Genomic DNA, 26,933 nt, shown 5'->3' on the forward strand with positions numbered 1-26,933 from the left:
TAAATGTCGCTTGGCGTATCTGCAATTAGGAGCTTCGATACAGCTTCTTGGAAATCAGCGCCACGGGATCTGAGAGCATTGCCGACTCGGTATCTCCCAGAATAATGTCAGAAGTCCATTGCTCGTGCTTTTTAAGCTTTGGAGGTCCTTTTTCTCCATTGCGCCTGGCATTGTCTTTGTTAAGAAGCTTTATCGCCTCTTCAAATGCATGACTAAACGGACCATGTCCTAGATCGTGGACCAATGACGCGGCTAAGGCAATCTCAGCCTTCTCTTGTTCGAATTTTTCGCCAATCCTACTAGAAATTAATCCAACAAGCTGTCGAGCGGTATGAAATACACCAATACTATGTGCAAAGCGCGTATGAGTGGCGCCTGGATAAACAAGTTCCGAAAAACCGAGTTGTTTTACACGCCGAAGCCGCTGAAATTCTCTCGTGTCTATCAGTTTCCAAAGAAATTGATCGAATTTACCTATATCAAACTCAATAAGATCGTGTAATGGATCTCGAATTCGTTGAGTTTTTGCCATAGTGCCGCGAATCACCCTGAGGGATTTTCACTCCAGCATAACAAAGATGCACAGAAAGTTAAAATTCATAAATTATTTACTCTCAACACCATGAAATGGTTAATCCGTCTCACGCAAAATACTCCTGCAACGGCCTGACCTCAAGGCTCCCCGCCTTCAGCGCCGCGATCGCCTCTGCCACCGCAGCAGCCCCCGAGAGCGTCGTGTAATAGGGCACCTTCTGCATCAGCGTCGCTCGCCGTAGCGACTTGGAGTCCGACACCGCCTTCTGGCCATCCGTGGTGTTGAAGACGATCTGCACCTGGCGGTTGCGGATGGCGTCCTCGATGTGGGGGCGGCCTTCCAGGACCTTGTTGATCTTTTCCGCCACGACGTCGTTTTCGGCGAGGAAGCGGGCGGTGCCTGAGGTCGCCATCACCTTGAAGCCGAGGCCGGCGAGGCGCTTGACCGCCGGCAATATGCCTTTCTTGTCCTCGTCGCGCACCGAGACGAACAGGGTGCCGGAGCGGGGGAGGTCAACACCCGCCCCCAACTGGCTCTTGGCGAAGGCGAGGGCGAAATCGCGGTCGAGGCCCATGACCTCGCCGGTCGAGCGCATTTCCGGTCCGAGCAATATGTCGACGCCGGGGAAGCGGGCGAAGGGGAAGACGGCTTCCTTGACCGCGATGTGGCCGGGATTGCGCGGGTCCGGCATGGCGCCGTAATGGGCGAAGGCGTCTTCCAGCGTCTCGCCGGCCATGATGCGGGCGGCGATTTTCGCAATGGGCCGACCGATGGTCTTGGCGACAAAGGGCACGGTGCGGGATGCGCGCGGGTTGACCTCCAGCACATAGACCGTGCCGTCCTTGATCGCGTACTGCACGTTCATCAACCCGCCGACATTGAGCGCGCGGGCCAGGCTTGCTGTCTGGCGCTCCAGCTCGTCGACCAACTCGGAGGGCAGCGAATGAACGGGCAGCGAGCAGGCACTATCGCCCGAATGGATGCCGGCCTCCTCGATGTGCTCGAGAATGCCGGAGACAAAGGTCGCCTTGCCGTCGCAGAGGCAGTCTACATCGACCTCGATGGCGCCTGACAGATAGGTGTCGAACAGCAGCGGGTTCTTGCCCAAGAGCGTGTTGATCTGGCCGGTCTTGTCGTTGGGGTATTTCTGCTTGATGTCCTCCGGCACCAGGCCGGGCACGGTGTCGAGCAGGTAGGTCTGCAGCATGCCCTCGTCATGGATGATCTGCATGGCGCGGCCGCCCAGCACATAGGAGGGGCGCACCACCAGCGGGAAGCCGAGCTCGCCGGCGACGAGGCGGGCCTGCTCGACCGAATAGGCGATGCCGTTCTTCGGCTGGCTGAGATTGAGCTTGTGCAGCAGCTTCTGGAAACGGTCGCGGTCCTCGGCCAGATCGATCATGTCGGGCGAGGTGCCGAGGATCGGGATGCCGGCCTTCTCCAGCGCATCGGCGAGCTTCAGCGGCGTCTGGCCGCCGAACTGGACGATGACGCCGACCAGCTCGCCCGAGGCCTGCTCGGCGCGCAGGATCTCCAGCACGTCCTCCGCCGTCAGCGGATCGAAGTACAGACGGTCCGAGGTGTCGTAGTCGGTCGACACGGTCTCGGGGTTGCAGTTGACCATGATCGCTTCATAGCCGGCGTCGCGCAGCGCAAACGCCGCATGGCAGCAGCAATAGTCGAACTCGATGCCCTGGCCGATGCGGTTCGGCCCGCCGCCGAGGATGACCACCTTCTTGCGCGACGAGACCTGCGCCTCGTTGGCGAGCTGGCCGGCAAACGGCACTTCATAAGTGGAGTACATGTAGGCGGTGGGCGAGGCGAACTCGGCGGCGCAGGTGTCGATGCGCTTATAAACCGGATGAACGTCGAGCTTTTCACGAATCTTCTGAACGACTTCCACGTCGCTCTTCGTCAATGAGGCGAGGCGGGCGTCCGAAAAACCCATGGCCTTCAGCATGCGCAGATTGGCGGCGTCCTCAGGCAGGCCGTGCTCCCGGATGCGGGCTTCCATGGCCAGGATGCCGGCGATCTGCTCGAGGAACCACGGGTCGATCTTGCACATTGCATGCACGTCTTCCAGCGAGGTGCCCATGCGGATCGCCTGCGCCACCATGCGCAGCCGGTCCGGCGTCGGCGTGCCCAGGGCGGCGCGGATGGCGTTGCGATCGTCGGCGCTGTTGGCCGAGCCGAGGTCGGGGATCTCGATCTCGTCGAGACCGGTGAGGCCGGTCTCCAATCCACGCAAAGCCTTTTGCAGGGATTCCTGGAAGGTGCGGCCGATGGCCATCACTTCGCCGACCGACTTCATGGCGGTGGTCAGCACCGGCTCTGCGCCGGGGAATTTTTCGAAGGCAAAACGCGGGATCTTGGTGACGACGTAGTCGATCGACGGCTCGAACGAGGCGGGCGTGGCGCCGCCGGTGATGTCGTTCTCCAGTTCGTCCAGCGTGTAGCCGACGGCAAGCTTGGCCGCGATCTTGGCAATGGGGAAGCCGGTCGCCTTGGAGGCCAGCGCGGAAGAGCGCGAGACGCGTGGGTTCATCTCGATCACCACCAGGCGGCCATCGGCCGGGTTGACGGCGAACTGCACGTTGGAGCCGCCGGTCTCGACGCCGATCTCGCGCAGCACCGCGATCGAGGCGTTGCGCATCATCTGATATTCTTTATCGGTAAGGGTCAGGGCAGGGGCGACGGTGATGCTGTCGCCCGTATGCACGCCCATCGGGTCGATGTTCTCGATCGAGCAGACGATGATGCAATTGTCCGCTCTGTCGCGGACGACCTCCATCTCATACTCCTTCCAGCCGAGCACACTCTCCTCGATCAGCACTTCGGTGGTGGGCGAGGCGTCGAGGCCGGACTGGACGATGTCGAAGAATTCGGCCCTGTTGTAGGCGATGCCGCCGCCGGTGCCGCCCATGGTGAAGGAGGGGCGGATGATGGCGGGCAGGCCGACATGGTCGAGCGCCTGGGCGGCGATCGCCATGGCATGGCTGATATAGCGCTGCTTGCGGTCGCCTTCGCCGAGGTTCCAGCTTGTTTCCAGCGCATCGAGCGCGGCGTCGAGATTGTCGGGTTTCTCGGCCTTCAGCGCCGCGCGTTCGGCCTCATGCGTCTTGCGGTCGGCATTCTTGACGTCGGTGGCGTTGGCCAGCATCGACTTCGGCGTTTCCAGGCCGATCTTCTTCATCGCCTCGCGAAACAGTGCCCGGTCCTCGGCCTTGTCGATGGCCGTGGCGTCGGCGCCGATCATCTCGACATTGTAACGGTCGAGCACGCCCATGCGGCGCAGCGACAGCGCGGTGTTGAGCGCGGTCTGGCCGCCCATGGTCGGCAGCAACGCATCCGGGCGCTCCTTGGCGATGATCTTGGCCACGACCTCGGGGGTGATCGGTTCGATATAGGTGGCATCGGCCAGTTCCGGGTCGGTCATGATGGTGGCCGGGTTGGAATTGACCAGGATGACGCGAAAACCCTCCTCCTTCAGCGCCTTGCAGGCCTGCGTGCCCGAATAGTCGAATTCGCAGGCCTGGCCGATGACGATGGGGCCGGCCCCGATGATCAGGATCGACTTGATGTCGGTGCGTCTTGGCATCTTTATGAATTCCGTTCGGCGAGCGGCTTGCACGAAAAACCGGGACGGGAGACCCGGCCGGTTGTGCTTGCGATTCTGGTATCAGGCTAGGAGGGCCTTATAGGGAAGAGTTTTGCCGGATGTAACCCCGAAAATGCAGGCGAGTAGGGCAGTAGGGCAGTAGGGCAGTAGGGCAGTAGGGCAGTAGGGCAGTAGGGCAGTAGGGCAGTAGGGCAGTAGGGCAGTCACTCCAGGCACTTCACATATTGCCTTACTGCCCTACTCCCCTTCCAAAACTATTTCCCAAACGCCACCGCGTCCGTAATCTCGAATCGTTCGGAGAAGCCGACGCGGATCATGCTGAGACTGCCTTCGCGGGTGAAGCGGAAATCGCTGTCGCCGTCGGAGCCGGCGGGCAGTCCGCCGTAGAAGGAGATGACGCGGCTGCCGCCGTCGGGCCAGGTCACGGTGACGTCGGCCTTGTCGCTGCCCTTGTGCTCGACGCTTGCCGCGCAAAGGGTCATCGGCTGGCCAACATTGCGCGCACAGGGAATTTCAATGGCGACACCTCCGGCGGTGGCCTCCGCCTGTGCCGGAGTCTCCCCAGTGGGCGGCGGTTCATTCGCCACCAGCGCCAGGCCGTAGGCATCCTGCATGGCGATCACTGCGGCGGATTTCGGCGTGGTTGCGGGAGCAGCCGCATTATCGGCTCCGCCCAGCCTCGCCGTCAGATCGGGCGGCAAGGCGGGCGGTGGCTGAGCGCCCGCGGGGCTGGCGGTTGCGGCGTCGAGCGCCTGGCCTGCATTGTTGGTCACGGCAGCGGACGCATCCGCCTGATCCGGATCGGGCGGCGAAGCCGGATTGACGGGGTTCAGGTAGCGGGCAGGGGTCCAGCCGCTGATTTTCGGGTTCTCGGCCTCGACCTTGCACCATTGCCGGCCGTCTACGTCGATGCAGCCGAGATTGTTCACGCTGGCGCCATTGGCCAGCCGCGCCTCGGTCTTGCCGATCGGCGATGGCTGGGCGCGGACGTTGAGGAGATCGTCGGGAGCGAGGCCGGTTACGATGGAGATGAACGGCCCCTCTTCGGCATGGGCCACCGTCAGAAGCAAAGGAGCGGCGATCAGCGCGAAGAGCGTCGTTCGGAGCGTAGACCGGCGCTTCATCGCTTCGCCGTGGCCGATAGATTGCATTACCAAAGGCACCGCCAGATACGAAAACGCCGCCACACGCGAAGCCGATTTTATAGGCGACGACGCTGCGCCATGTCCAGAAGCGAGATTTTCTTCCGGCAGGGACGGATCTGCGTGAAGGCGATCATCGGAGGAGCACTCGCCGGAAAACTCCTGGTCATCCTCAATGCAAAAGCACGCGATGCGCGCAACGAGTTCGCAATTGCAACTTGACATCCCAGACAGTCGCTCTCCCCCGCTTCGCGAGGGAGGGGAAAGGGTCAGGCCGGCACTTCCATATCGTGGCCGCCGACCGCCGGCAGCGCCGGGTCGTCGCCGGCAGCGGCAATGACGCTGTCAAGCAGGCCGGGGAAGCGGGCATCGAGATCGGCGCGGCGCAGCGTGATCATGCGGTTTGTGCCGGCCACTTCTGCACGGGTCACGCCGGCCTCGCGCAGCTTTGCCAGATGGTAGCTCAGATTGGTCTTCGAGCCGAGATCGAGGAATTTGCTGCAGTTCAGCGGCACGCCTTCCTTGCTGGCGAGATAACGCACGATCGCCAGCCGCGTCGGGTCGCCGAGCACGGCGAGCACGATCGGCAGGCTGATCTGGTCCGTATTGGGATGTGGCAGGCTCATGGCTGCAACGTAAGCACAGTTCCGGCCGATTTCAACGCATCCACTCCGCGTCTGCCGTGCACTCCGCTCTCCCTTTCACGACCGTGCTGACACAGGGCTGTCAGGATGGTTGTGCTAATTTTTCCTGGCTTCATTGACATCCTGCCGGGTTATGTCCAATTGTTCAATAACTTTTGAACTAAGGACACATCGCCATGGACAAGCGGATCTTCTGGCTTGCGCTCGGATCGTTTGCGATCTCGACCGAAGGCTTCGTCATCTCCAGCCTTCTGCCCGACATCGCCAGGGATGCCGGCATCTCCATCCCGCTCGCCGGCACGCTGATCACCGCCTTCGCGCTCGCCTATGCGGTCGGCACGCCGATCCTGGCGACGCTGACCGGCGAATGGGACCGGCGCCGCGTCATCCTGTGGACGCTGGTGTTCTTCGTCATCGGCAATGTTGCCGCGGCCTTGAGCTCCTCCTTCGAAGTGCTGCTCGCCGCGCGCATCATCATGGCGCTGTCGTCGGGCCTGTTCGCGGCGACCGCGCAAGGCACGGCGGTGGCGCTGGTCGATGACCACCACCGGGCCCGCGCCATTGCCGTCGTCGTCGGCGGCACCACGGTGGCGGTGGCGGTGGGCGCTCCGCTCGGTGCGCTGGTCGCGGCGATAGCCGGCTGGCGCGGAACGTTCTATGCCATCGCAGGCCTCGGCGCGCTCGCCGGCGCCATCCTCTGGTACCGGCTGCCGCGCGGCATCATCGGCACCAAGCTGCCGCTGAAGCGCCGGCTGGCGGCGGCAATGCGTCCCGGCGTTATGCCGATCCTGGTGACGACCACGCTTGCCCTCATCGGCGCATTCACAGTGTTCAGCTTCATCGCGCCGCTGGCCATCGAAGCCAGCGGGCTCTCCCCGATAGCGCTGCCCGGAATGCTGCTCGCCTTTGGTGTCGGCGCCGTGATCGGCAACATCGCCGGCGGCCAGGCCGCGGACCGCTTCGGCGCCACGCGCACCGTCGGCTGGTCGCTGGCGCTGAGCGCTGCCATGCTCGTCACCTTCTCGCTGATCCCGGCCTTTCTGCCGCATCATCTCGCCGGGCCGGCGCTGATGGGCATGATGGTGCCATGGGGCATCGTCGGCTGGGCCTTCCCGCCGGCGCAGGCGAGCCGCATCATCAAGCTCGCCCCGGACGCCGCCCCGATCGTGCTGTCGCTCAACGCCTCCGCGCTCTATCTCGGCGTGGCACTAGGCGCGGTGGTTGGCGGCGCCGTGCTGCGCTATGGCGGGCCGGCCGATCTCGGCCTCATCGCGGCCGTCTTCCCGATCGTCGGGCTCGGCATCGTGCTGGCCGGCCGGATGCTGGCGCGGCCGGTCGCCATGCCGGCGGAGTAGAGGGCGCCGAGCTTTTCGTCGCTGGTTCTATCGCGGCCGCTTCAGCTGGAAGGAGCGGCCGCCGGCATTTCGAGTTCCAGAGAGGCCACAGCATCCAGCGTCGCACGCAGCTTCGCGGCTTGCTCCGCGCCGATCATCTCCTCGAAGCGCTGCTGGGCGACACTCCACAACCTAATCGCCTCTTCGAGCTTGGCCTGGCCGTGCGGCGTCAGCCGGACGCGCTTGACGCGGCGATCGTCCTTGTCGGGGAAGGTTTCGACATAGCCGTCGCGGACCAGCGGCTTCAGCGTGTGGCCGAGCGCGGAGAGATCCATGATCAGCGCATCGGCAACGGTCCCCATCGCCGGTTCGCTGCTGGCACCGATCTGAAAGAGCAGGCCAAATTGCGTGCCTTTCAGCCCGGAAGGCGCAAGTGCGTCGTCGTAGAAGCGGCCGAGCCTGCGCGCGGTGCGCCGCAAGGTGGCATTGTTGCACCGGCTGAATCCCGGTTGCTGAAGGTCGGTCATGTCAACTCCTCGCTGGCAAAGACTGTGCCAGCCTGCCGCAGAAATAGTTTTCGCGGCCGCCGTTGACAAGATAGTGGCATATACCTATTTCGCCAAAAGTGGCATATGCCATCAATTGACGATCGAGAAGCTCGGCAGCCGGCGCATCCGTCGAAGCCGAACCAGAGCGAAGAGCGAAAAGGAACAACACAATGAGCAAGAATGAGAACAAGGGCACGGCCGTCATCACCGGCGCCTCCTCCGGAATCGGCGCTGTCTATGCCGACCGGCTGGCGGGGCAGGGACATGACTTGGTGCTGGTGGCGCGCCGCGCCGACCGGCTCGAGGATTTGGCTGAAAGGCTGCGCTATGCCTACAGCCGCAAGGTCAGCGTGATCAGTGCCGATCTGGCCGACGACGATGATGTGCGGCGGGTGGAGCGGGCGATATCGACGGATGACAGCGTCACGCTGTTGGTCAACAATGCCGGGCTTGGCGGTGCACAGGTGGTTGCGACGGCTGACGCCGATGCGGCTGAACGCATGATCAAGGTCAATGTCATCACTTTGACGCGGCTGACCCGCGCGGTGCTGCCGGGATTTCTCGCGCGCAACCGCGGCGCTATCGTCAACATCGCCTCGGTGCTGGCCTTCGACACCTCGTTCGGCGGCATCTACAGCGGCACCAAGGCCTATGTCGTCAACTTCACCGAAGCCCTGCAGCGCGAGGTCGCCGGCACCGACGTACAGGCGCAGGTGGTGCTGCCGGGGGCGACCCGGACCGATTTCTGGGAAGCCGCAGGAAGCGATATCGACCAGCTTCCGAAGGAAATCATCATGACCGCCGACGATATGGTCGATGCTGCCCTTGTCGGCTTGGCCAGGGGCGAAGCCGTCACCGTGCCCGCGCTTGCCGATACGGCCAAGCTGGACGCCTTCCTTGGCGCCCGGCAGATCTTCTACGGCAGCCTGCACGCCGACAAGCCGGCCGCGCGCTACGCGGTTTGACGAGATTTGGGTTCCTCGCCTCGCCTTGCGGGGGCGAGGAACCCAGGTTCTGCAGGCCCATCTTACGCCTGCCGCCACATCGGAATGATCGATGCCGCCAGCACCAGGCCAAGCAGGATATTGAGCGCGCGCCATTGCCGCTCGGTCTTCAGCAGCCGGGCGAGCAGCATGCCGGCCACACACCATAGCGACAGCGAGAAGGCGGCGGTGAGGCCGAAGGTGGAGCCGAGCAGCAGCGCCAGCCGCGCCGGCCCGTCGGCGAGTGCAGCGAAGGATGCCGCGGCTCCAAGCCCCATCGCCCAACCCTTGGGGTTCATCCACTGAATGCCGGCACCGCCGAGAAAACTGTTCGGTTTGACCATCGTCAGGTCGAACTTGGGCGCCCCGGCACGACCGATCTTGAGCGCCAGCCAGACAAGGTAGAGTGAGCCGGCGATCTTCATGGCAAGCTGCAAGGACGGCATGGCGAGAAGCAGGCCGGCCAGTCCGGCGGCCGCCGCCCCGGTGACTGTGGCCAAGCCGGCCGCGCTGCCGACCACCAGCGGGATAGAGCGGCGAAAGCCGAACTGCGCGCCCGACGCCGTCGACAAGGTGGTGGCGATGCCGGGCGTGCTGGTCGCCACCAGGGCGAACAGGATCAGGGGGATGACGGGGTGGAGCATGCGGCGTCCTCTGTCGGAGGCCCCATGTTAGATGCATCCGCATATCAGTAAATGCAATGTTTGCCATGACAAACATTAGCATCTATAATGCATGCATGATCCGCAACCTCGATACGACGCTCATGCGAACCTTCGTCACGGTCGCGGACAAGGCCAGCATGACGGCGGCGGCCAATGCGCTGCACCTGACCCAAGGCGCCGTAAGCCAGCAGGTCCGGCGACTGGAGGAGGCACTCGGCCGCAGCCTGTTCGAGCGCGACCGGCGCGGCTTGCGGCTGACCTCTTCCGGCGAGCGGCTGTTCGGCAAGGCAAAGCGGCTGCTCAGCCTCAATGACGAGATATGGGCCGAAATGGCTGCCAATGCCGTGGCCGGCCATGTGCGGTTCGGCGTGCCTTACGACCTTGTCGGCACGACGCTGGCGCCGGTGCTGAAGACCTATGCGCAAACCTATCCGCAGGTCGAGATATCGCTGGTCTGCGCCTCCTCACCGGAATTGGCCGCGGCGCTCGCGGCCGGCACCCTCGACCTGGCGGTCATCGAGGAACCGGTAGGGGCATCGGATGGCGAATGCCTCGCCATCGATCGGCTGGTGTGGGTCGGGGCCAAGGGGGGTGTCGCGCGTGCCAAGCGCCCCCTGCCGGTCTCGATGGTCGCCGACAGCTGCGCCTTCCGGCCGGTGGTGCTCTCGGCGCTCAACGAGCATGGGCTGGAATGGCGCACCGTGTTCGAGAACGGCAATATCGACGCGACGACCGCAACGGTGCGTTCCGACCTGGCCGTCACAACCTGGCTAGCCTCCACGGTGCCGGCCGATCTCGACATATTGCCGTCCGGGTCCGGCCTGCCGCCGCTGCCGAATTTCTCGATCAACCTGCATCTGCCGAGGCACGGCGTCGGCCCGGCGGCGCAGGCGTTCGCACGGCATATACGCGACGGGCTGGCGCGCCGGCCGCAGGCAGCTTGAGGGATTTTTCAGAACCTGGTTTCCTCTCCTCCACGTTCGTGGAGAAGAGAAAAAGAAGCGTTTACTTCCAGGTCCTGCGCCGCTCGAGCTCGGCGTCGGATGGCTCCCCCGTGACAAAGGAACCGGTCTTGATTTCGCCGGCGCGCTCGTAGGTCGCCGTGATGACGCCGGTGTTGGAAGTCTGCGAGCGGGTCAGCTTGAAGGCGGCCGGAATCGCGTCATCGCCGAACAGCCGCTTGCCCTTGCCCAGCAACAGAGGGAAGATCATCAGCCGAATTTCGTCGACCAGCCCATTGGCTAGCAGGGTCCGGATCAGATTGCCCGATCCCTGGATGAGCAGGTCAGGTCCCTCTTCCTGTTTGAGGCGGCGCAACGCCGGGATGATATCAGGCCCAAGCGATTGCGTGTTCTGCCAGGTGAGCGAATCCGGATGATGCGTCGCTACGTATTTGGTCGCAGGATTGAAGGCATCCGCGATCGGATCTTTCTGATACGGCCAATACGCGGCGAAGATGTCGTAAGTTCTGCGGCCGAGCAAGAGGGCGAAGGGTTTGGAGAATAGTTCATCCATCGCCGCGCCCGCCACTTCGTCAAAATAATGGAACGTCCAGCCGCCGAACTTGAAGCCGCCGACGGGATCCTCCTCCGGGCCGCCCGGCGCCTGCATGACGCCGTCGAGGCTGATGAATGTCGCCGCTATGATCTTTCTCATGGGATGCTCCTCCTGTTTCGATCCACGCCGTCGGGCCGGACTTCAGCCCAAGGACGGATGACTGGCTGGCCGTCCGACAGCGCGTGCCGAATTTCGGTGCGTCAGCCCCGAGGCCGCGCATCGAGGCTGCGTGACGAAAACCAGACATGCTCAAAGATTGCGGTGGCGGTGCGGTCCGGCAACTTGTCCGCCGTCAGCCAGATCGAGCGGCTGCGCGCGGCCTGGTCGCGTGTCGGGATTTTTGCCGCGAGACTTGCAACCGAGGCGCCGGAGCAAGGGATGAACCAGGAGCGCATGAAAGGGTCGCAGGCAAAGCCTTTTTCGGTGCGGGTCACCAGAACGGCCAGGGGAACGCGCTCGGCCGGGCACCACGGGAAGATCATCCGGCCCTCCGGCTTCAGCGCCTTGAGCCAGCCGGGTGGAGGTGCCGCGACGCCGGCATTGACATAGATGACATCCGATGGCGGTAAATCCGATGTGACGGCATCGCCAGGAATGACAGCGACGTTCTCGTAGGCCGCAAGGTTTGCCTTGGCCCGCAAGGCAAGATCGGCGTCCAGTTCGAAGGCGGCAACGGTGCCGCCAGGTGAAACCAACCTGGCCAGCAAAGCCGTGTAGTAGCCGGTGCCCGCGCCGATGTGAGTGACAGCCTCGCCGGGTCTGGGCGCGAGTTTCCCGATCCACATGGCGTGCAGGAACGGCTCGCCATTGTTGATGCCCTTGTCGGCATCGAGCACCACCAGCACGTTCTGGTAGATGAAGCTGGGATCGGCGCTCGGCGTCTCTATAACGCCTTTGCCGGCGACGATCGTCCATGGGCCGGGACCGACAAACGCCTCGCGCGGCACGGCCGCGAACACCTCTTCAAGACGCGGATCGGCGGAATGCGCCTGGGCAGCCATCAGCTTGGCATAGAAGCTTCGGGATTGGGCTATCGTGGTCATGACCGACCGGAAAATAGCGCGGGCCGCGTCTTTGTCGCGGCCGATCTCAGCCGATCCCGAACAGCGTGTCGTAGAGCAGCTTGAAGTTGAGCACCAGGATGATGGTGGCGACCACCCAGGCGAGCGCCGCAATGCCGCGCGGAATGGCGAGATTGCCCATCTTCTTCCTGTCAGAGACGAACTGGACCAGCGGGATCACCGCGAAGGGCAGTTGCATCGACAGGATCACCTGGCTGAACACCAGCAACTGGCCGGTGCCCTTTTCGCCGTAGAGTGCGGTGACGACCACGACGGGGATGATGGCGAGGCCGCGCGTCAGCAGGCGCCGCGCCCATTGCGGGATGCGCAGGCGCAGGAAGCCTTCCATGACGATCTGGCCGGCAAGCGTGGCGGTCACCGTCGAGTTCAGGCCGGAGGCAAGCAGCGCCACGGCAAACAGGATCGAGGCGATGCTCAGGCCGAGCAGCGGCGACAGCAGTTCGAAAGCCTGGCCGATCTCGGCGACGTCCTGATGGCCGGTGTTGTGGAAGGCGACCGCCGACACGATCAGGATCGAGGCGTTGACGAACAGGGCCAGCATCAGGGCGATGGTCGAGTCCGTCGTTGCCCATTTGATGGCGTCGCGCTTGCCCTTGTCGGTGCGTTCATAGGCGCGGGTCTGCACGATCGAGGAGTGCAGATAGAGATTGTGCGGCATGACGGTTGCGCCGATGATGCCGATGGCGATGTAGAGCATCGCCGGATTGGTGACGATTTCGGATGACGGCACGAACATCGAATGCAGGATCGTGCCGGCCGGCGGCGCGGCGACGAAGATCTGGATGGCAAAGCAGCTGAAGATGATGACCAGGAGCGCGACGACGAAGGCTTCGAGATAGCGGAAGCCCTTGTTCATCAACAAAAGCACCAGGAAGGCGTCGAGCGCGGTGAGCATGGCGCCGCCGATCAGCGGAATGCCGAACAGGAGTTGCAGCGCGATCGCGGTGCCGATCACTTCGGCGAGGTCGCAGGCGATGATGGCGAGCTCGCAGGCGATCCACAGCACGAAGTTGACCGGACGCGGGTAATATGTGCGGCAGGCCTGGGCGAGGTCGCGGCCGGTGGCGATGCCGAGACGCGCGGCCAGCGCCTGCAGCAGGATCGCCATCAGGTTGGACAGCATGATGATGAACAGCAGCGTGTAGCCGAACTGGGCGCCGCCGGCGAGGTCTGTCGCCCAGTTGCCCGGGTCCATATAGCCGACCGAGACCATGTAGCCCGGCCCCATGAAAGCGAATAGGCGGCGGAACCAGACGCCCGAATTCGGTACGGCGATCGACGAATTGACCTCGCGCAGGCTCGGCTGCTCATCGCCTGGCCTGTCGAACCGCCACGTGGCTCTGGCTATGGCGGTGGCGTCGGTCTCGGACATGGCGAATTCCGCTTGATGCAATGGAGGATGTCTCCTATCTATGCCACGGCTCAACATTATGCAATATGCTATATTTCATTGATCATGCTTTTGTGATGTGATCGATCGTGCTCCGACGCGGCGGCGATGCGGTTGCGCCTGGGCCCGAATGCAAATAAACGCCAGGATTGTCGGGGCCCGTGCTATGAATGCGGGCCGATTCAATCTTCGGGCAGCCAAGGAGGAGCGCGTATTGGCGCTGAAGAACAGACCGGTCCCGCGTGAGCCGCTGCCCGATGCCGATGTCCATTCGGAAGGGTTCCGGCAGACGCGCGAAGCGCGCCGCGGCGCGCTCGTCGAGGACTATGTCGAGTTGATCGCCGACCTGATCGAGGACGGCAACGAGGCCCGCCAGGTCGACATCGCAGCCAGGCTGGGGGTCGCTCAACCGACAGTGGCCAAGATGCTGACCAGGCTGTGTGCCGACGGGCTGGTCTCCAGAAAGCCCTATCGCGGCGTGTTCCTCACCGAAGCCGGCCGCAAGGTCGCGGAAGAGAGCCGCATTCGCCACCAGACGGTGGAGGCTTTTTTGCGTTCGCTCGGCGTCAGCGCCGAGACGGCGCGCATCGATGCCGAGGGCATAGAGCACCATGTCAGCGCCGAGACGCTGGAAGCGTTCCGCAAGGCGATGACGGCGGGCTAGGGACTTTGCCAAGCCGTTGGGCTCGTTTCGCCGGCGATGCCATAGACATTCCGCAGTCGCGGCCAGAGCAGCGGAGCCATCATGCCAGCATGGCCACGGCTGCGAAAAATGCTGTGACTTGGCGCAACCATTGAGATAATTGTTATGAGGTGGAGCCGGCCTCGCGCCGGATCGACCAGTAAATTCGCAGCGCGGGGAGTTGCCATGCTCTGGAGAGGCCGTCGTCAGAGTGACAATGTCGAGGACCAGCGCAGCAGCGGCGGCGGCGGATTTGGGGGCGGCGGACCCGGCCAGTTCCGCATTCCGATCGGCGGCAGCAGCGGCGGCGGCATGTCGATCTCGACCATCATCATCCTCGTCGTGCTCTATTTTGGCCTGAAAGCCTTCGGCATCGATCCGATCCAGGTGCTGAGCGGCGGCGGTGGAGGCCTGCTGCCTGGCGGTGGCGAGATAACGGACAACAGCGGCAGCCAGGACGGCGGCACCGGTGCGCCGGCTTCCGACGAGATGAAGCAGTTCGTAGCAACCGTGCTGGCCGAGACCGAGGACACATGGACCGGCATTTTCAAGGCCAACGGACTGACCTATGAGGACCCTAAGCTGGTGCTGTTCAGCGGGCAGATCCGTTCGGCCTGCGGCTTCGCCTCGTCGGCGGCCGGACCGTTCTATTGCCCCGGCGACCACAAGGTCTATCTCGACATGACATTCTTCCAGCAACTGGACCAGCAGTTCGGCGCCTCGGGCGAGTTCGCGCGGGCCTATGTGATCGCGCATGAGGTCGGCCATCACGTGCAGAATCTGACCGGCATCATGTCCAAATTCAACCAGATGCGGCAAAGCATGGGCGAGGCCGAAGCCAACCAAATGTCGGTGCGCGTCGAGCTTCAGGCCGACTGCTTCGCCGGCGTCTGGGCGCATTACACGGCGCAGAAGGGCATATTGGAGCAAGGCGATATGGAAAGCGCGCTCAATGCCGCCAGGCAGATCGGCGACGATACACTGCAGAAGAAAATGCAGGGCTATGTGGTGCCGGAAAGCTTCAACCACGGCACGTCGGCGCAGCGGCAGACCTGGCTGGCGCGCGGCTACAAGAGCGGCAAGCTTTCCGACTGCGACACGTTCAACAACCCGATCTGAGCATCCGGTTCTGTCACGGGTGACCTGACGGCAAGGATGTCGTCAGGGGATGTCAGGATGCAAACGTCCTGCTTGTTCCCTCATTGTTCCTGACGGCCGGCTCGCCTATAAGTGCCTCCGCCTGCGCGCCAGGCGCCGGGAAGGAGCAGACGAACCCATGATGGATCCCAAAACCGCAAAGCGGGGGCTTGCGCTCGTCTTCACGACGCTGCTCCTCGACATCATCGGATTCGGCATCATCATGCCGGTGCTGCCGGCCTATCTGCAGGAGTTGACCGGCGTCGGCGTCTCGGAGGCGGCGATCGAAGGCGGCTGGCTGTTCTTCGTCTATGCGGCCATGCAGTTCTTCTTCGCGCCCATCATGGGCGGGTTGAGCGACCGGTTCGGCCGGCGGCCGATCCTTCTCGCCTCCGTGCTGACGTTTTCCATCGACAATCTGATCTGCGCCCTAGCCTGGTCCTACCCGATGCTATTCATCGGGCGCGTGCTGGCCGGCATTTCAGGCGCCAGCTATTCGACCACATCAGCCTTCATCGCCGACATCTCGAACGATGAGAACCGGGCCAAGAATTTCGGCCTGCTCGGCATCGCCTTCGGCGTGGGCTTCGTCATCGGGCCGGTCCTTGGCGGGCTGCTCGGCACCTTCGGGCCGCGCGTGCCGTTCTATTTCGCCGCCGGACTTGCCTTTGTGAACTTCCTGATCGCGCTGTTCCTGCTGCCCGAAACGCTCGATGAAAAGCACCGCCGCCGCTTCGAGTGGAAGCGCGCCAACCCGGTCGGCACGCTTCTGCAGATGCGCCAATATCAAGGCATTGGCTGGATCGGGCTCGTCTTCTTCCTGATGACGCTCGGCCACATGATGTATCCGGCGGTCTGGTCGTTCGTCTCCAGCTATCGCTATGGCTGGAACGAGCGGCAGATCGGTTTTTCGCTCGGCGCTTTCGGCCTGTGCGGTGCCATCGTCATGGCAACGGTGCTGCCACGCATCATTCCCAGGCTTGGCGAGTGGAGGACGGCGGTTATCGGTCTTGCGTTCACGGCGCTCAGTGCTTTCGGCTACGCCTTCGCGACGCAGGGTTGGATGATTTATGCGGTGATCGTCGTCGGCTGCCTGGAAGCGCTGGCCGACCCGCCGCTCAGGAGCCTCGCCGCCGCCAAGGTGCCGCCTTCGGCGCAGGGTGAATTACAAGGCGCGATGACGTCGATCTTCTCGATCACATCGATCATCACGCCGCTGCTCTATACCGCGATCTTTTCCTGGTTCACCGGGCCAAGCGCGCCAGTGACCTTCGGCGGTGCGCCTTACCTGGTTGGCGCGGTTTTCCTGGTGCTGGCGCTCGTCGTCTTCGTTACGAAAGTGGCGAGGCCCGCGGCACTCGGAACCATCACCAAAGGCGTCGCGGAAGATGGGGCACGAGTATGAGGGTCTGTCGGGACTAAGCCCGTTCGGCCAGCAGTTCCTCGCCGCGCTTTTCGCGGATCAGGTTGACGAAGCGGCGGAACAGATAATGCGAATCCTGCGGGCCGGGCGAGGCCTCGGGGTGGTGCTGGACCGAGAATACCGGCCGGCCTGTCAGCGCGATGCCGCAATTCGAGCCGTCGAACAGCGAGACATGGGTTTCCTCGACGCCTGACGGCAGCGAGTCGGCGTCGACGGCAAAGCCGTGGTTCATCGAGACGATCTCAACCTTGCCTGTGGTGTGGTCCTTGACTGGGTGATTGGCGCCGTGATGGCCCTGATGCATCTTGGCGGTCTTGCCGCCCAGCGCCAGCGCCAGCATCTGGTGGCCGAGGCAGATGCCGAACACCGGAATCTCGGTCCTGAGCAGGTCCTGGATGACCGGCACGGCGTAGGCGCCGGTGGCTTCAGGGTCGCCGGGGCCGTTGGACAGGAAGATGCCGTCCGGATGCATGGCGAGGATTTCCTCGGCGCCGGTCTTGGCCGGAACCACGGTCACCTTGGCACCAAGCCCCGCAAGCAGGCGCAGGATGTTGCGCTTGACGCCATAGTCGATGGCGACGACATGCATGGAGGGCTCGTCCTGTTCGCCAAAGCCCTCGTCCCACACCCAAGGCGTCTCGCGCCACACCGAGGACTGGCCTGACGTGACCTCCTTGGCGAGGTCGAGGCCGATCAGGCCCGACCACGCGGCGGCGCGGCGTTTCAGGTCGTCGAGATCGAAGACGCCGTCGGGCGCATGCGCGATAACGGCGTTCGGCATGCCCTTTTCGCGGATAAGCGCGGTCAGCGCGCGGGTGTCGATGCCCGAGAGTGCGACGATGCCGCGCTTCTTCAGCCATTGGTCGAGGTGGCCGGCAGCGCGGTAGTTGGAGGGATTGGTGACGTCGGCCTTGAACACGGCGCCGACGGCGCCGGCGCGGGCGGCCGGATTGAGGTCCTCGATGTCTTCGCCATTGGTGCCGATGTTGCCGACATGCGGGAAGGTGAAGGTGACGATCTGGCCGGCATAGGACGGATCGGTCAGGATCTCCTGATAGCCGGTAAGCGCAGTGTTGAAGCAGACCTCGGCGACCGCCGAACCCGTTGCGCCCAGGCCGCGACCCTCAATGACGGTGCCGTCGGCCAGCACCAGCAATGCCGTCGGTTTCTCGGTGGCCCAAGCGGGGGTAGACGCGGTGTCGGCCATGGCGGCACTCCTATCAGGCCGCGCGCTTCAAAAAGGCCCGGCGGGCCATTTGCGCGGCAAACGGCGCGGAGCGGCGAATTCGCGGCCTCCACGCACTCAAGCTTCAGTTCATGCAAGGCCCAGTACATAGGGGAAGGGGGCAGGTCGGTCAATGATGATGGGAAATGCCGCTGCGATTTATTTCATTGAGCAATATCATAGGCTTGCCTCGACATATCAGGGTTTGCGTTGGCCTGCACCCGGCGCTATTGTCCGCGCCGACCGAAGGAGAGAGCACGATGCGCGCAAAAATCGCCGAATCCCTGAAGAGCGCGATGAAGGCGCAGGACAAGCACCGGCTGCCGACATTGCGGCTGATCCAGGCCGCCATCCACGATCGCGACATCGCCAATCGCGGTGCCGGCAAGGAGCCGGCCAGCGACGAGGAGATCCTGCAGATCCTGGCCAAGATGGTGAAGCAGCGCGAAGAATCGGCCAAGGCCTTCGAAGACGGCAAGCGTCCGGAACTGGCCGCGCAGGAGCGCGGCGAGATGGCGATCATCCGCGATTTCCTGCCGACGCAGCTCGACGATGCCGCAATCACCGCCGCGGCGCGCGAGGCGATCGCGGCGACCGGTGCCGCCAGCCAGAAAGACATGGGCAAGGTGATCGCGACGCTGAAGCAGAAATATGCCGGCCAGATAGATTTCGGCAAGGCGAGCGGCATCGTCAAGAGCCTGCTGCAGTAGGGTGCTGTGCTGCTCCCATTGGCTTGCAAAGTCCCGCAATTCGGCACTGCGGGCGAACCTCACGGCTCCTTGCAGATCGGCACCGGCTGCGGCGGCGGTGCCGGGTGGTCCTTCCTGTATTGGGCAATGATCGGCTCGAGCGTCTTTCGTGGCCAGAATTTCGGAGAGCCGATTTCCTTTAGGCAGGATGCGTTCCAATAGGGCCCAGCGCCCGACAGCGAACGACCCGCCGCCACGATTTGCGCAACGGCGGCGATGTCGCGCGATTCAGGGTAGATGTAGAGCGTCGTCGGATTGTCCTTCACCATCGGGATGATCTGCTGCGCATCCGCCGCCGACCAACTGGTGCAGCCATTGCTGCGGCCGCCGGCATAATCCACCAGCTTGCCGAACGGCACGTAGCCGGCATGGTCGGCATGCGAGCTGGCCGGGTCTTTGCGAAGACACATTCCCTTCAGCACCTCCGCCGGATGCCCGCCGATCACGCGCTGCCTGGCGTTCGCGGCCTCGCCCTCGCCATCGAACTGCACGAAGGTACGCATGAAAGCCACGTCCTGCTTCGCCGCGGTGCGATAATAGCCCTTGAACGAGGTTTTGGCCTCGCCGGTCATATAGGCGCCGCCGGCGGTCAGTGACGAATCCAGCGCATTGCCGAAGTTCTTCGCGCAGCGCTTGCCGTTGGCGAAATCGGCGATGCCCTTCAGATTCCGGCCGCTGCCGTGGCCTGCCGAGACCGCGCGAAACGCCTGGCTGGCCTCGCAGATGATGTAATAACGGTGACCCAGTTTGTTGTTCCCCAGATCGCTAGGGCGCGTCGCATCCATGGCGAAGTAGCAGGGATTGTTAACGGCTCCTGCGCCGACTTTCTTCAGGTAAAGCGCTCGGGCCCGCTCCAGGACCACAGCTGAGATCTGGCCATCACCTTCGCCGACATGGGCCTGCAGCCAGGCCGGAATGGCCGACGGCGCGGCAAAGGACCGTGCCGTCAAAGCGACGACAACGAGGAAGAGGCTGGCGACGACACCCAGCGGGATAGATATCAACCGCACCAGACCCGGTCTCCTGTCAAGCGTTTGTGTTTGGCGGTGAATCACCTCCGGCACGATCATAAATCGGCTTACGCCGGCCGGCGAAACACATCTTGTTCAGCATTCCCGGCACGTATGCGCGTTTTCGACCCGCCAGCATTAGGATATTGTCTGATTCCGGTGCGCCCACGCCTCCTCCCTCCGTCGGGAAAGCATCAGGCGCTGGATGTGGGACGGCGAGGCGTCAGGCTCGATCGGGCTGCGCTGGCAGAAGGGCACGTCGGCGCTGCCGCCGCACGTGCTTGGCCATATCGGCTACGCCGTGGTGCCGTGGAAACAGCGACGCGGCTACGCGACGGAAGCGCTGCGGCTGATGCTGGATGAGGCGAGGGCGGTCGGCCTGGCTCATGTCGACATCACCGCAAAACCTGGCAATTCGGCCTCGCACAAAGTGATCCTGGCCAACGGCGGCAGACTGGTCGAACGTTTCCTCGAAGATGCCGCCTATGGCGGAGCGGAGAGCCTGCGGTTCCGCATCGATCTGTAATGCGTTGGAGCTGCGCAGCCGCCAGGCGAGACATGGCTGTTCATCGCGTCGTGCTTGCGCCGGTGGACGCCCGGATCAGGCATGATCGGTGGTGGATGTCGTGGCGCGGATAATCTACTCAGCCGCTGCCGTCAGCGGTGGCGTGGCGTTGCTGCGCCACTCCCAGATGTGCGAGGCGAGCGCCACCGCGACGGCGACGAGCATCGCCACAGCGCCAAGCAGCGGCAGGCTGCGATAACCGTAGCCGCCATTGAGCATGGCGGCACCGAGCGATGCCGCGAGCGCTATACCGACATTGAAGCCAGATGGGATCAGCGAGGAGGCCAGGTTCGAGGCATCCGCAGTCCAGGACAGGATGCGGGTCTGGATCGGCGTACCGATGGCGAAGTTGAGGCCGCCCCAGATGACGATCGCCACGATCATCGGCACGGGATAGGGGCTGACGGCATAGATCACCGCAAGCGTCACCGCCTGCAGGGCCAGCATGGTGATCAGCGAGGGCATCAGCTTCCAGTCGGCTAGCCTGCCGCCGAGGAAGACGCCAAGCGTGGCGCCGACGCCGTTGAGCAAGAGCACCCAGGGCACCAGGTTCTCGTCGAGGCCGGTGATCTCGAGCAATGTCGGGGTGATGTAAGTGAACAGGCCGAACTGGCCGATCATCAGCATCAGCATCAGGATCAGCGAGGTCCAGACCTGCTGGCGGGCAAGCACGCGGACCTCGCGGGCGAGGCCGGCGGGTTTGGCCTGATAGCCCGTGGTGCGCGGCAAAAGGGCTGCCATGGCAAGCGTGGCCGCCACGCCCAATGCGCACATAACCCAGAAGGTCGCGCGCCAGCCCCAGATGTTGCCGATGGCAGTGCCCGCCGGCACGCCGATCACGTTGGAGACGGTGAGGCCCGACAGGATGACAGCCACCGCCATGCCGCGCTGGTCCTCGCGCACCAGCCCGACCGCCACCACCATGGCGACGCCGAAATAAGCGCCATGCGCGACTGCGACGGCAATGCGCAGAAGCAGCATCGAGGTGAAGTCGGGCGCCAGCGCGCAGGCCGCCTGACCGATGGTGAAGGCGACGGCGAGGCCGAGCAGCAAGGTCTTGCGCGGCAAGGACTTGGTGGCAAGCGCCAGAAGCGGACCGCCGATGGCGATGCCGCAGGCATAGCCGGAGACGAGGTAGCCCGATGTCGGAACCGAAACGCCAAGCCCTTGCGCCACCTGTGGCAGCACGCCGGCGATGACGAATTCGGTGGTGCCGAAAGCGAAGGCAGCGATGAACAGGGCGATGAGCGGAAGCGACATGGCGGGAATTAAATCCTCGAATGCAGGCCTCAAACCACGGATGCGCGCTGCCGGCAATCCAGAAATTTTTGTCGCCGCTTTAGCTTTTCTTGATCCCCGGGTTCAGAACGGGCTCTTGCGTCCATAAGGAATCTTCAGCCATGCCCGCTCATGAAAATAATAGAGCAGCGACTTGGTGAAGACTTCTGTCACGCCGATGGCGGCCGCCAGCTTGATGCTTCCGGTCACCACCAGCGAGATGATCATCGTATCGATGGTGCCGGTCACGCGCCACGAAAGCGCCTTGGCGAAACTGCGCGAATGGGTGTCCATCGATCTCCTCCGAAAGCTTTGGCTGATATGCCTAGCCCGAGCGATGGAAACGCGGCAATGGCAATTTTGCCGCCGAAGGACCGACGCCATGCAATTCTGCCGCAATACAATTTTCCGGCAGAGTGCGGCGCTCGTCCCTCTGCCCTTGTTTGTCGGGAAGTGGCGTCGCAAAGCGAGGTCGGATGAGGATGTTCCCCAAAGAGGGGGGAGTGTTGTTGATCAGCTCGCCTTCAACCTGGATCCGCCGAGAAGGCCGCGTTCTTCCAGCACGGGATAGGCCATCGAAGCCAGCAGCGAGTTGATCTGTTTGAGATCCCGGATGGTGTCGAGGTGGATCGAACTGGTCTCGACGCTTTTGGCAGTGCCTTCGCGCAGCCGCAGGAAATGGCTGGCGCTGGTCTCTTTTTCGGCGTCACGCAGTCGTTCCTTCTCCAGCACCAATTGACGCGCCGTCTCGGCATCGCGCGACACCAGCACGTTGAAGGCAAGCCGCGCATTGGCGAGCACCGAGGCGTGGAAGGCGCACAACTCGCTCCAGCCCTCGTCGGTGAATTCCAACCCACGGTCGAACTTCTTCTTCACGTGCACCAGCATGTTGCGTACGATGATGTCGCCGACCTGCTCCAGCTTGACACAGGCGCCGATCAGTTCCTGGCAGCGCAACGCCTCGTCCTCGGTGAGCGGGTTCTTGGTGACCTTGGCGAGGTAGAGCTTGATCGCCGCGTGCTTGCGGTCGACGCGGTCGTCAAGGGCGGCCAGCGCCTTGATCTTGTCGGCATCGGCGTTCTCGTAGAGCTCGATGATGCGCTTGAGCATGATCTCGACCGTCTCGCAGACCCGCACCACCTCGCGGGTGGCATTGGCCAGCGCCTGGCTCGGCACGTCGAGTGCGCTTTCGTTGAGCGCCGAGAGTTCGACCACGTCAAGCGTGGCGGCTGGCGCCTTGGTGCCGAGCGCCACGATTTTCTCCGAGGCGCGGTAAACGAGACCCGCCAGCGGCAGGCCGGCGAGCAGGATCAGCACATTGAACAGGATGTGGGCATTGACGATCTGGTCCGCTGCCGTCGCGCCAAGGAACGCGAAATGCGGCCTGAAGATCATGACCAGGATCAGCATGACCAGCGAGCCAAGCCCGCGCATCAAGAGGTTGCCGATCGGCACGACGCGCACTTCCGGGCCGGAGGAGCGGGTCAGCATGGGCGCGATGATCGACGAACCGAGATTGACGCCCAGGATAAGGACGACGCCGAGTTCGGGCGTGATCAGGCCGCGGCCCGCCAGCGTCGCCATCAACAGGACCGCGGCGATGCTCGATTGGAATAGCCAGGTGATCAGCGCCGCCAGCAGATAGGCGGTGATGGAATCGCCGGAGAAGTAATTGATGATGACCGGCATCAACTGGCTGTTGCGCAGCGGCTCGGATGCCTGACCGATCATTTCCAGCGACAGGATCAAAAGGCCGATGCCGACCAGGATGCGACCGGTCTGGCGCCAGTCGCGCCGCTCGGTGGCCATGAACATGACCGTGCCGGTGATCAGGCAAAGCGGCACCAGCAGCGTGAGATCGAAGGTGAGCAGCTTGACCACCAGGGCCGAACCGATCTCGGCGCCACGGACGGCCAGTTGCCCGGCCGCGCCCGAGACAATGCCGGAGCCCGCGAAGGAGCCGACCAGCAGCGTGACGGCGGTGGAGCTCTGCAGCGCTATAGCGAGGCCGGTGCCGGCCAGCACCGCCATGACAGGATTGCGCATTGTGGCGCGCAGCTTGTGGCGCAGCACGTCGCCATAGGCGCGCTCGACGCCGGTCTTCACCATGCGCGTGGCAAACAGCATCAGCGCCACGGCGCCGGCCAGATGCAGAAGAACCACGGAGCCGCTCATTGCGGCGCACCGATACTGATGAGGCCGGCGACACGGGCAGCGCGGCGGCCGGGGGGAAGAGGAGAGGTGCGAATCATGATCATGGCGTTGGCCGATAATAGCTCGAATATTTTAGCCGGATAATAAAAATTTGTCGATTTCAAGGGCTCCCCGCGCGCGACGGGGCGTGTCGGAGAATGGACGGATGCCGAAATGGTTGCATGCCTCGCCGCCCTGAGGCCGCGGATCGGCCGGTGTTGCCGCCCGCCCTTCGCCCGGAATTTGCGAGGACGTTCAACCAATCGGCGTAAAGCTTCGAATTTATTACGGAATTGTAATGTTCATGTTCAGTTTCGGTTCATTCTTCGACGGCTATTTCTGCGGCATCGACAACCAAGGAGATTCCTTCATGAAACGCATTGTTCTTTCCGGTCTTGCTTTCTCGATGCTGGCCGCCACGTCCCTGACGGGCCAGGCCGCACCGCTCAATGCGCCGGTCGCCCCGCAGTCGAACTATACCAATGTCGACTGGCAGAAGCCCACCAACCGGGATGTCAGGAAGCGCGTCATCCAGAAGCGCATCATTCAAAAGAAGGTCGTCGTGAAGCGGAACAACTGGCGCAATGGCCAGAAATATTCCGGCTGGCGGCAGCATCAGCCGGTCCGTGATTATGGTCGCTACGGCCTGCATCGTCCCGGCCGTGGCCAGGAATGGATCCGCGTCGGCAACGACTATGTGCTGGTCGGCGTCCTCTCCGGCATCATCTTTGGCGCCATCGCTGCGCAGTAAAGTCCCGATAGTGCCAGACTGGAGGAAGGGCGGCCCGCAACGGCCGCCTTTTCTTTTGCCCTGTGGAAACCGGGCATCGTCAGCATTAGGGGTCGCCGGATTTCGCGGGCATGATTATATGGGGGATAAACGAGTTCCCCGATGCGCTTTCCGCCCGCCTTCCTCGACGAGATACGCGATCGCGTGCCGATTTCGCAGGTCATCGGCCAGCGCGTCGCCTGGGATCGCAAGAAGACCAATGCGTCGCGCGGCGATTATTGGGCCTGCTGCCCGTTTCATGGCGAGAAGAGCCCGTCCTTCCATTGCGAGGACAAGAAGGGCCGCTATCATTGTTTCGGCTGCTCGGTCTCGGGCGATCACTTCAAGTTCCTGACCGAACTTGACGGACTGAGCTTTCCCGAGGCGGTCGAGAAGATCGCAGACATGGCCGGCGTGCCGATGCCGGTTCGCGACGTGCAGGAGGAGCGGCGCGAGAAGGAACGCGCCAGCCTTACCGACGTCATGGAAATGGCGACTGCCTTTTTCCAGGAGCGGCTTCAGGGCGCGGAGGGCGCCAAGGCCCGTGCGTATCTGCGCGACCGCGGACTGACGCCAGCGACGCAGCATGCGTTCCGGCTGGGCTATGCGCCCGACAGCCGCAATGCGCTGAAGGAGCATCTGGCCGCAAAGGGCGTGCCGAAGGCCGATATCGAGGCCTGTGGGCTGGTGCGCCATGGCGACGACATTCCGGTCTCCTATGACTGGTTCCGCGACCGCATCATGTTCCCGATTCCGGATTCGCGTGGCAAGATCATCGCTTTCGGCGGGCGAGCGCTGGCGCCGGATGCGCTTGCCAAATACATGAACTCGCCCGATACCGAGCTCTTCCACAAGGGCAACGTGCTCTACAATTTCGCCCGCGCGCGAAAAGCGCTGGCCAAGGGCGGCACGGTCATCGCCGTCGAAGGCTATATGGATGTCATCGCATTGGTGCAGGCCGGCTTCGAGAACGTCGTGGCGCCACTCGGCACGGCGCTTACCGAAAACCAACTCGAACTGTTGTGGCGTATGGCCGCCGAGCCGGTGCTGTGCTTCGACGGCGACAAGGCCGGGCTGAAGGCGGCATGGCGGGCCGCCGACATGGTGCTGCCCGTAGTCCAGGCCGGGCGCACGGCGCGCTTCGCGCTGCTGCCGGAAGGCAAGGATCCCGACGACCTGGTCAAGGCGGAGGGGCCGGATGCCTTCCGCGCCGTGCTGGCGGAAGCGCGTCCTCTTGCCGATCTGTTATGGATGCGCGAGACGGCGGGCGGCGTCTTCGACACGCCGGAGCGGCGGGCCGAACTGGAGAAGCGGCTGCGCGAACTGACCAGCCGCATCCGTGATGAAAGCCTGCGATATCACTACCAGCAGGAGATGCGCGAGCGCGTGCTGAGCTTCTTCGGTTCTCAGCGCGGAACGCGGCAAGGTCGTCCGGACTGGAAACCGGGGCAGGGCAAGGCGCCGGCTCCCGGCGGACAATTCGCCAAGGCCGGCGGTGGTCGCATCGCCATCACGGAAAGCCTCGGCCAGTCCGCACTGGTCAAGCGCGGCAACGAAGGAATGTCGGTGCGCGAAGCGACGATCATCGTAGCACTGGTCAACCACCCGGCGCTGATCGACGAGAATTTCGCCCATGTCGAGTTCCTTGATCTCGCCAACTCCGAGCTGAGGCGGTTGCACGGCGCCATCCTCGACGCGATGGCGCATGACATGGCCAATGACCGCCACGCCGTGGTGGCGACGATCGAGCGCGCCGGCTGCGCCGAGATCTGGGAGCGTGCCGTCGGCCTGATCAGGCGGGCGCGGCAGTGGCCGGCGCTGGAGACGGCAGCGCTCGAGGATGCCCGCGACGCTCTGAACCAGGCGCTGCACTTGCAGCGCAGCGCGCGCACCTTACATAAGGAGCTGAAACAGGCGGAAGCGGCGATGGATGCGGATCCTTCGGACGAGAATTTCCGCCATCTGATCGAAATTCAGGCGCAATTTCGGGATGTTCAAGCGACGGAAGCGCTGATCGAAGGCTTCGGTGTTTCGTCGGGCAGGGCTGGTCGGGCCTGAAGGATGGTTCCGAAAAGCGGGACCCGGTTTTCGGGAACGATCATACTCCAGCAGAAGAAAGGCGGAGCTCATTCCGGCCCGAGGGTTGGGAGGGCTCGTGCCAGCAAGTGCAGGAATGACGGCGTTGTCATGGGTCTTCTAGAGCCGGACCGCGCTAAGTCGGGTAATTGATTCGCTTTTTTCATGCGAATCATGCGAGAGGCGCTTGACCTTCCGGCAGAATGGCGGAATCAGGACGATTCGAAACGTTAACCCGCACCCGCGTCGACGGGAAAAGCAGCGATGTGAGGTCTTGGTCACTGGACAGGCAGCCAGCCTGCCACAGATATCAGGGTTAATCTGGAC

General features: G+C 63.4%; 24 protein-coding genes and 1 pseudogene. 11 read left to right on the top strand and 14 right to left on the bottom strand.

The window, feature by feature from the left end; genetic code table 11:
• Positions 1-25: 25 nt before the first annotated feature.
• The 3 genes from LB532_RS20045 to LB532_RS20055 form a co-directional block, all read right to left on the bottom strand.
• Positions 26-532, bottom strand: a complete 507-nt coding sequence (locus LB532_RS20045; protein ID WP_140639647.1) for an HD domain-containing protein — start codon at positions 530-532, stop codon at positions 26-28.
• Positions 533-641: 109 nt separating this feature from the next.
• Positions 642-4,133, bottom strand: a complete 3,492-nt coding sequence (gene carB / locus LB532_RS20050) for a carbamoyl-phosphate synthase large subunit (protein ID WP_140639646.1) — start codon at positions 4,131-4,133, stop codon at positions 642-644.
• Positions 4,134-4,408: 275 nt separating this feature from the next.
• On the bottom strand, positions 4,409-5,278 hold the full coding sequence (locus LB532_RS20055) for an SH3 domain-containing protein (protein ID WP_140639645.1): 870 nt from the start codon (positions 5,276-5,278) through the stop codon (positions 4,409-4,411).
• 99 nt (positions 5,279-5,377) lie between these two features.
• Between LB532_RS20055 and LB532_RS20060 the strand changes: the two genes are divergently transcribed.
• Positions 5,378-5,518 (top strand): hypothetical protein, encoded by a 141-nt coding sequence (locus LB532_RS20060; protein WP_224557090.1) that lies wholly within the window; start codon positions 5,378-5,380, stop codon positions 5,516-5,518.
• 47 nt (positions 5,519-5,565) lie between these two features.
• On the opposite strand, the gene LB532_RS20065 is transcribed toward LB532_RS20060, so the two are convergent.
• A complete protein-coding gene (locus LB532_RS20065) occupies positions 5,566-5,922 on the bottom strand; it encodes an ArsR/SmtB family transcription factor (protein ID WP_140639644.1) in 357 nt (118 codons plus the stop codon).
• A gap of 194 nt (positions 5,923-6,116) precedes the next feature.
• On the opposite strand from LB532_RS20065, the gene LB532_RS20070 reads away from it, so the two are divergent.
• Positions 6,117-7,295, top strand: a complete 1,179-nt coding sequence (locus tag LB532_RS20070) for an MFS transporter (RefSeq protein WP_140639643.1) — start codon at positions 6,117-6,119, stop codon at positions 7,293-7,295.
• Positions 7,296-7,336: 41 nt separating this feature from the next.
• Here LB532_RS20070 and LB532_RS20075 read toward each other — a convergent pair whose 3' ends face one another.
• Positions 7,337-7,801, bottom strand: coding sequence for a MarR family winged helix-turn-helix transcriptional regulator (locus LB532_RS20075; RefSeq protein ID WP_140639642.1), 465 nt, complete (start codon positions 7,799-7,801; stop codon positions 7,337-7,339).
• A gap of 191 nt (positions 7,802-7,992) precedes the next feature.
• On the opposite strand from LB532_RS20075, the gene LB532_RS20080 reads away from it, so the two are divergent.
• Positions 7,993-8,787 (top strand): SDR family NAD(P)-dependent oxidoreductase, encoded by a 795-nt coding sequence (locus LB532_RS20080; RefSeq protein ID WP_140639641.1) that lies wholly within the window; start codon positions 7,993-7,995, stop codon positions 8,785-8,787.
• A gap of 62 nt (positions 8,788-8,849) precedes the next feature.
• Here the strand turns inward: LB532_RS20080 and LB532_RS20085 are convergent, their stop codons facing one another.
• On the bottom strand, positions 8,850-9,449 hold the full coding sequence (locus LB532_RS20085) for a LysE family translocator (protein WP_140639640.1): 600 nt from the start codon (positions 9,447-9,449) through the stop codon (positions 8,850-8,852).
• A gap of 56 nt (positions 9,450-9,505) precedes the next feature.
• Between LB532_RS20085 and LB532_RS20090 the strand changes: the two genes are divergently transcribed.
• On the top strand, positions 9,506-10,414 hold the full coding sequence (locus LB532_RS20090) for a LysR substrate-binding domain-containing protein (protein ID WP_224557092.1): 909 nt from the start codon (positions 9,506-9,508) through the stop codon (positions 10,412-10,414).
• Positions 10,415-10,475: 61 nt separating this feature from the next.
• On the opposite strand, the gene LB532_RS20095 is transcribed toward LB532_RS20090, so the two are convergent.
• The 3 genes from LB532_RS20095 to LB532_RS20105 all read right to left on the bottom strand — a co-directional run bounded on the left by LB532_RS20095 (position 10,476) and on the right by LB532_RS20105 (position 13,481).
• Entirely contained in the window at positions 10,476-11,126 is a 651-nt protein-coding gene (locus LB532_RS20095) for a dihydrofolate reductase family protein (protein WP_140639639.1), read from the bottom strand.
• 101 nt (positions 11,127-11,227) lie between these two features.
• On the bottom strand, positions 11,228-12,070 hold the full coding sequence (locus LB532_RS20100; RefSeq protein WP_181169358.1) for a protein-L-isoaspartate O-methyltransferase family protein: 843 nt from the start codon (positions 12,068-12,070) through the stop codon (positions 11,228-11,230).
• Positions 12,071-12,116: 46 nt separating this feature from the next.
• Positions 12,117-13,481, bottom strand: coding sequence for an Nramp family divalent metal transporter (locus LB532_RS20105; RefSeq protein WP_140639638.1), 1,365 nt, complete (start codon positions 13,479-13,481; stop codon positions 12,117-12,119).
• Positions 13,482-13,713: 232 nt separating this feature from the next.
• Here LB532_RS20105 and mntR point away from each other — a divergent pair, with 232 nt between their 5' ends.
• The 3 genes from mntR to LB532_RS20120 all read left to right on the top strand — a co-directional run bounded on the left by mntR (position 13,714) and on the right by LB532_RS20120 (position 16,723).
• On the top strand, positions 13,714-14,163 hold the full coding sequence (gene mntR / locus LB532_RS20110; protein WP_181169357.1) for a manganese-binding transcriptional regulator MntR: 450 nt from the start codon (positions 13,714-13,716) through the stop codon (positions 14,161-14,163).
• A gap of 204 nt (positions 14,164-14,367) precedes the next feature.
• Complete coding sequence (locus LB532_RS20115) at positions 14,368-15,300, top strand: neutral zinc metallopeptidase (protein WP_140639636.1); 933 nt, start codon at positions 14,368-14,370, stop codon at positions 15,298-15,300.
• A 49-nt stretch (positions 15,301-15,349) separates the two neighbouring features.
• Complete coding sequence (locus tag LB532_RS20120) at positions 15,350-16,723, top strand: TCR/Tet family MFS transporter (protein WP_263487655.1); 1,374 nt, start codon at positions 15,350-15,352, stop codon at positions 16,721-16,723.
• Between the two features lie 13 nt (positions 16,724-16,736).
• Here LB532_RS20120 and carA read toward each other — a convergent pair whose 3' ends face one another.
• Entirely contained in the window at positions 16,737-17,948 is a 1,212-nt protein-coding gene (carA, locus tag LB532_RS20125; RefSeq protein WP_140639634.1) for a glutamine-hydrolyzing carbamoyl-phosphate synthase small subunit, read from the bottom strand.
• A gap of 278 nt (positions 17,949-18,226) precedes the next feature.
• On the opposite strand from carA, the gene LB532_RS20130 reads away from it, so the two are divergent.
• Positions 18,227-18,676 (top strand): GatB/YqeY domain-containing protein, encoded by a 450-nt coding sequence (locus tag LB532_RS20130; RefSeq protein WP_140639633.1) that lies wholly within the window; start codon positions 18,227-18,229, stop codon positions 18,674-18,676.
• 59 nt (positions 18,677-18,735) lie between these two features.
• On the opposite strand, the gene LB532_RS20135 is transcribed toward LB532_RS20130, so the two are convergent.
• A complete protein-coding gene (locus LB532_RS20135; RefSeq protein ID WP_181169371.1) occupies positions 18,736-19,725 on the bottom strand; it encodes a hypothetical protein in 990 nt (329 codons plus the stop codon).
• A 181-nt stretch (positions 19,726-19,906) separates the two neighbouring features.
• Between LB532_RS20135 and LB532_RS20140 the strand changes: the two are divergent.
• Positions 19,907-20,251, top strand: a pseudogene (locus tag LB532_RS20140) (GNAT family N-acetyltransferase); the annotation flags it as partial.
• 114 nt (positions 20,252-20,365) lie between these two features.
• Here LB532_RS20140 and LB532_RS20145 read toward each other — a convergent pair.
• The 3 genes from LB532_RS20145 to LB532_RS20155 all read right to left on the bottom strand — a co-directional run bounded on the left by LB532_RS20145 (position 20,366) and on the right by LB532_RS20155 (position 23,743).
• The gene (locus LB532_RS20145) at positions 20,366-21,550 is read right to left on the bottom strand and encodes an MFS transporter (RefSeq protein ID WP_140639632.1); all 1,185 of its coding nucleotides are present in this window, start codon (positions 21,548-21,550) and stop codon (positions 20,366-20,368) included.
• Positions 21,551-21,652: 102 nt separating this feature from the next.
• Positions 21,653-21,862 (bottom strand): DUF2061 domain-containing protein, encoded by a 210-nt coding sequence (locus LB532_RS20150; RefSeq protein ID WP_140639631.1) that lies wholly within the window; start codon positions 21,860-21,862, stop codon positions 21,653-21,655.
• A gap of 219 nt (positions 21,863-22,081) precedes the next feature.
• Positions 22,082-23,743, bottom strand: coding sequence for a Na/Pi cotransporter family protein (locus LB532_RS20155; RefSeq protein WP_140639630.1), 1,662 nt, complete (start codon positions 23,741-23,743; stop codon positions 22,082-22,084).
• A 388-nt stretch (positions 23,744-24,131) separates the two neighbouring features.
• Between LB532_RS20155 and LB532_RS20160 the strand changes: the two genes are divergently transcribed.
• On the top strand, positions 24,132-24,512 hold the full coding sequence (locus LB532_RS20160; protein ID WP_140639629.1) for an RcnB family protein: 381 nt from the start codon (positions 24,132-24,134) through the stop codon (positions 24,510-24,512).
• Between the two features lie 141 nt (positions 24,513-24,653).
• Positions 24,654-26,588: a DNA primase gene (gene dnaG, locus LB532_RS20165; RefSeq protein WP_140639628.1), complete on the top strand. Its 1,935-nt coding sequence runs from the start codon at positions 24,654-24,656 to the stop codon at positions 26,586-26,588.
• The last annotated feature ends 345 nt before the right edge of the window (positions 26,589-26,933 follow it).

The organism is Mesorhizobium sp. ESP-6-2 (assembly GCF_020164675.1).
GTDB lineage: Bacteria > Pseudomonadota > Alphaproteobacteria > Rhizobiales > Rhizobiaceae > Mesorhizobium.

Coding starts and splice junctions, on each gene's coding strand:
- LB532_RS20115 (WP_140639636.1), top strand. CDS start 14,368: ATGCTCTGGAGAGGCCGTCGTCAGAGTGACAATGTCGAGGACCAGCGC.
- LB532_RS20130 (WP_140639633.1), top strand. CDS start 18,227: ATGCGCGCAAAAATCGCCGAATCCCTGAAGAGCGCGATGAAGGCGCAG.
- LB532_RS20085 (WP_140639640.1), bottom strand. CDS start 9,449: ATGCTCCACCCCGTCATCCCCCTGATCCTGTTCGCCCTGGTGGCGACC.
- LB532_RS20145 (WP_140639632.1), bottom strand. CDS start 21,550: ATGTCGCTTCCGCTCATCGCCCTGTTCATCGCTGCCTTCGCTTTCGGC.
- dnaG (WP_140639628.1), top strand. CDS start 24,654: ATGCGCTTTCCGCCCGCCTTCCTCGACGAGATACGCGATCGCGTGCCG.
- LB532_RS20045 (WP_140639647.1), bottom strand. CDS start 532: ATGGCAAAAACTCAACGAATTCGAGATCCATTACACGATCTTATTGAG.
- LB532_RS20100 (WP_181169358.1), bottom strand. CDS start 12,070: ATGACCACGATAGCCCAATCCCGAAGCTTCTATGCCAAGCTGATGGCT.
- LB532_RS20105 (WP_140639638.1), bottom strand. CDS start 13,481: ATGTCCGAGACCGACGCCACCGCCATAGCCAGAGCCACGTGGCGGTTC.
- LB532_RS20080 (WP_140639641.1), top strand. CDS start 7,993: ATGAGCAAGAATGAGAACAAGGGCACGGCCGTCATCACCGGCGCCTCC.
- LB532_RS20155 (WP_140639630.1), bottom strand. CDS start 23,743: ATGAGCGGCTCCGTGGTTCTTCTGCATCTGGCCGGCGCCGTGGCGCTG.
- LB532_RS20070 (WP_140639643.1), top strand. CDS start 6,117: ATGGACAAGCGGATCTTCTGGCTTGCGCTCGGATCGTTTGCGATCTCG.
- LB532_RS20095 (WP_140639639.1), bottom strand. CDS start 11,126: ATGAGAAAGATCATAGCGGCGACATTCATCAGCCTCGACGGCGTCATG.
- LB532_RS20120 (WP_263487655.1), top strand. CDS start 15,350: ATGTCAGGATGCAAACGTCCTGCTTGTTCCCTCATTGTTCCTGACGGC.
- carA (WP_140639634.1), bottom strand. CDS start 17,948: ATGGCCGACACCGCGTCTACCCCCGCTTGGGCCACCGAGAAACCGACG.
- LB532_RS20075 (WP_140639642.1), bottom strand. CDS start 7,801: ATGACCGACCTTCAGCAACCGGGATTCAGCCGGTGCAACAATGCCACC.
- carB (WP_140639646.1), bottom strand. CDS start 4,133: ATGCCAAGACGCACCGACATCAAGTCGATCCTGATCATCGGGGCCGGC.
- LB532_RS20150 (WP_140639631.1), bottom strand. CDS start 21,862: ATGGACACCCATTCGCGCAGTTTCGCCAAGGCGCTTTCGTGGCGCGTG.
- LB532_RS20065 (WP_140639644.1), bottom strand. CDS start 5,922: ATGAGCCTGCCACATCCCAATACGGACCAGATCAGCCTGCCGATCGTG.
- LB532_RS20055 (WP_140639645.1), bottom strand. CDS start 5,278: ATGAAGCGCCGGTCTACGCTCCGAACGACGCTCTTCGCGCTGATCGCC.
- LB532_RS20090 (WP_224557092.1), top strand. CDS start 9,506: ATGTTTGCCATGACAAACATTAGCATCTATAATGCATGCATGATCCGC.
- LB532_RS20160 (WP_140639629.1), top strand. CDS start 24,132: ATGAAACGCATTGTTCTTTCCGGTCTTGCTTTCTCGATGCTGGCCGCC.
- LB532_RS20060 (WP_224557090.1), top strand. CDS start 5,378: ATGTCCAGAAGCGAGATTTTCTTCCGGCAGGGACGGATCTGCGTGAAG.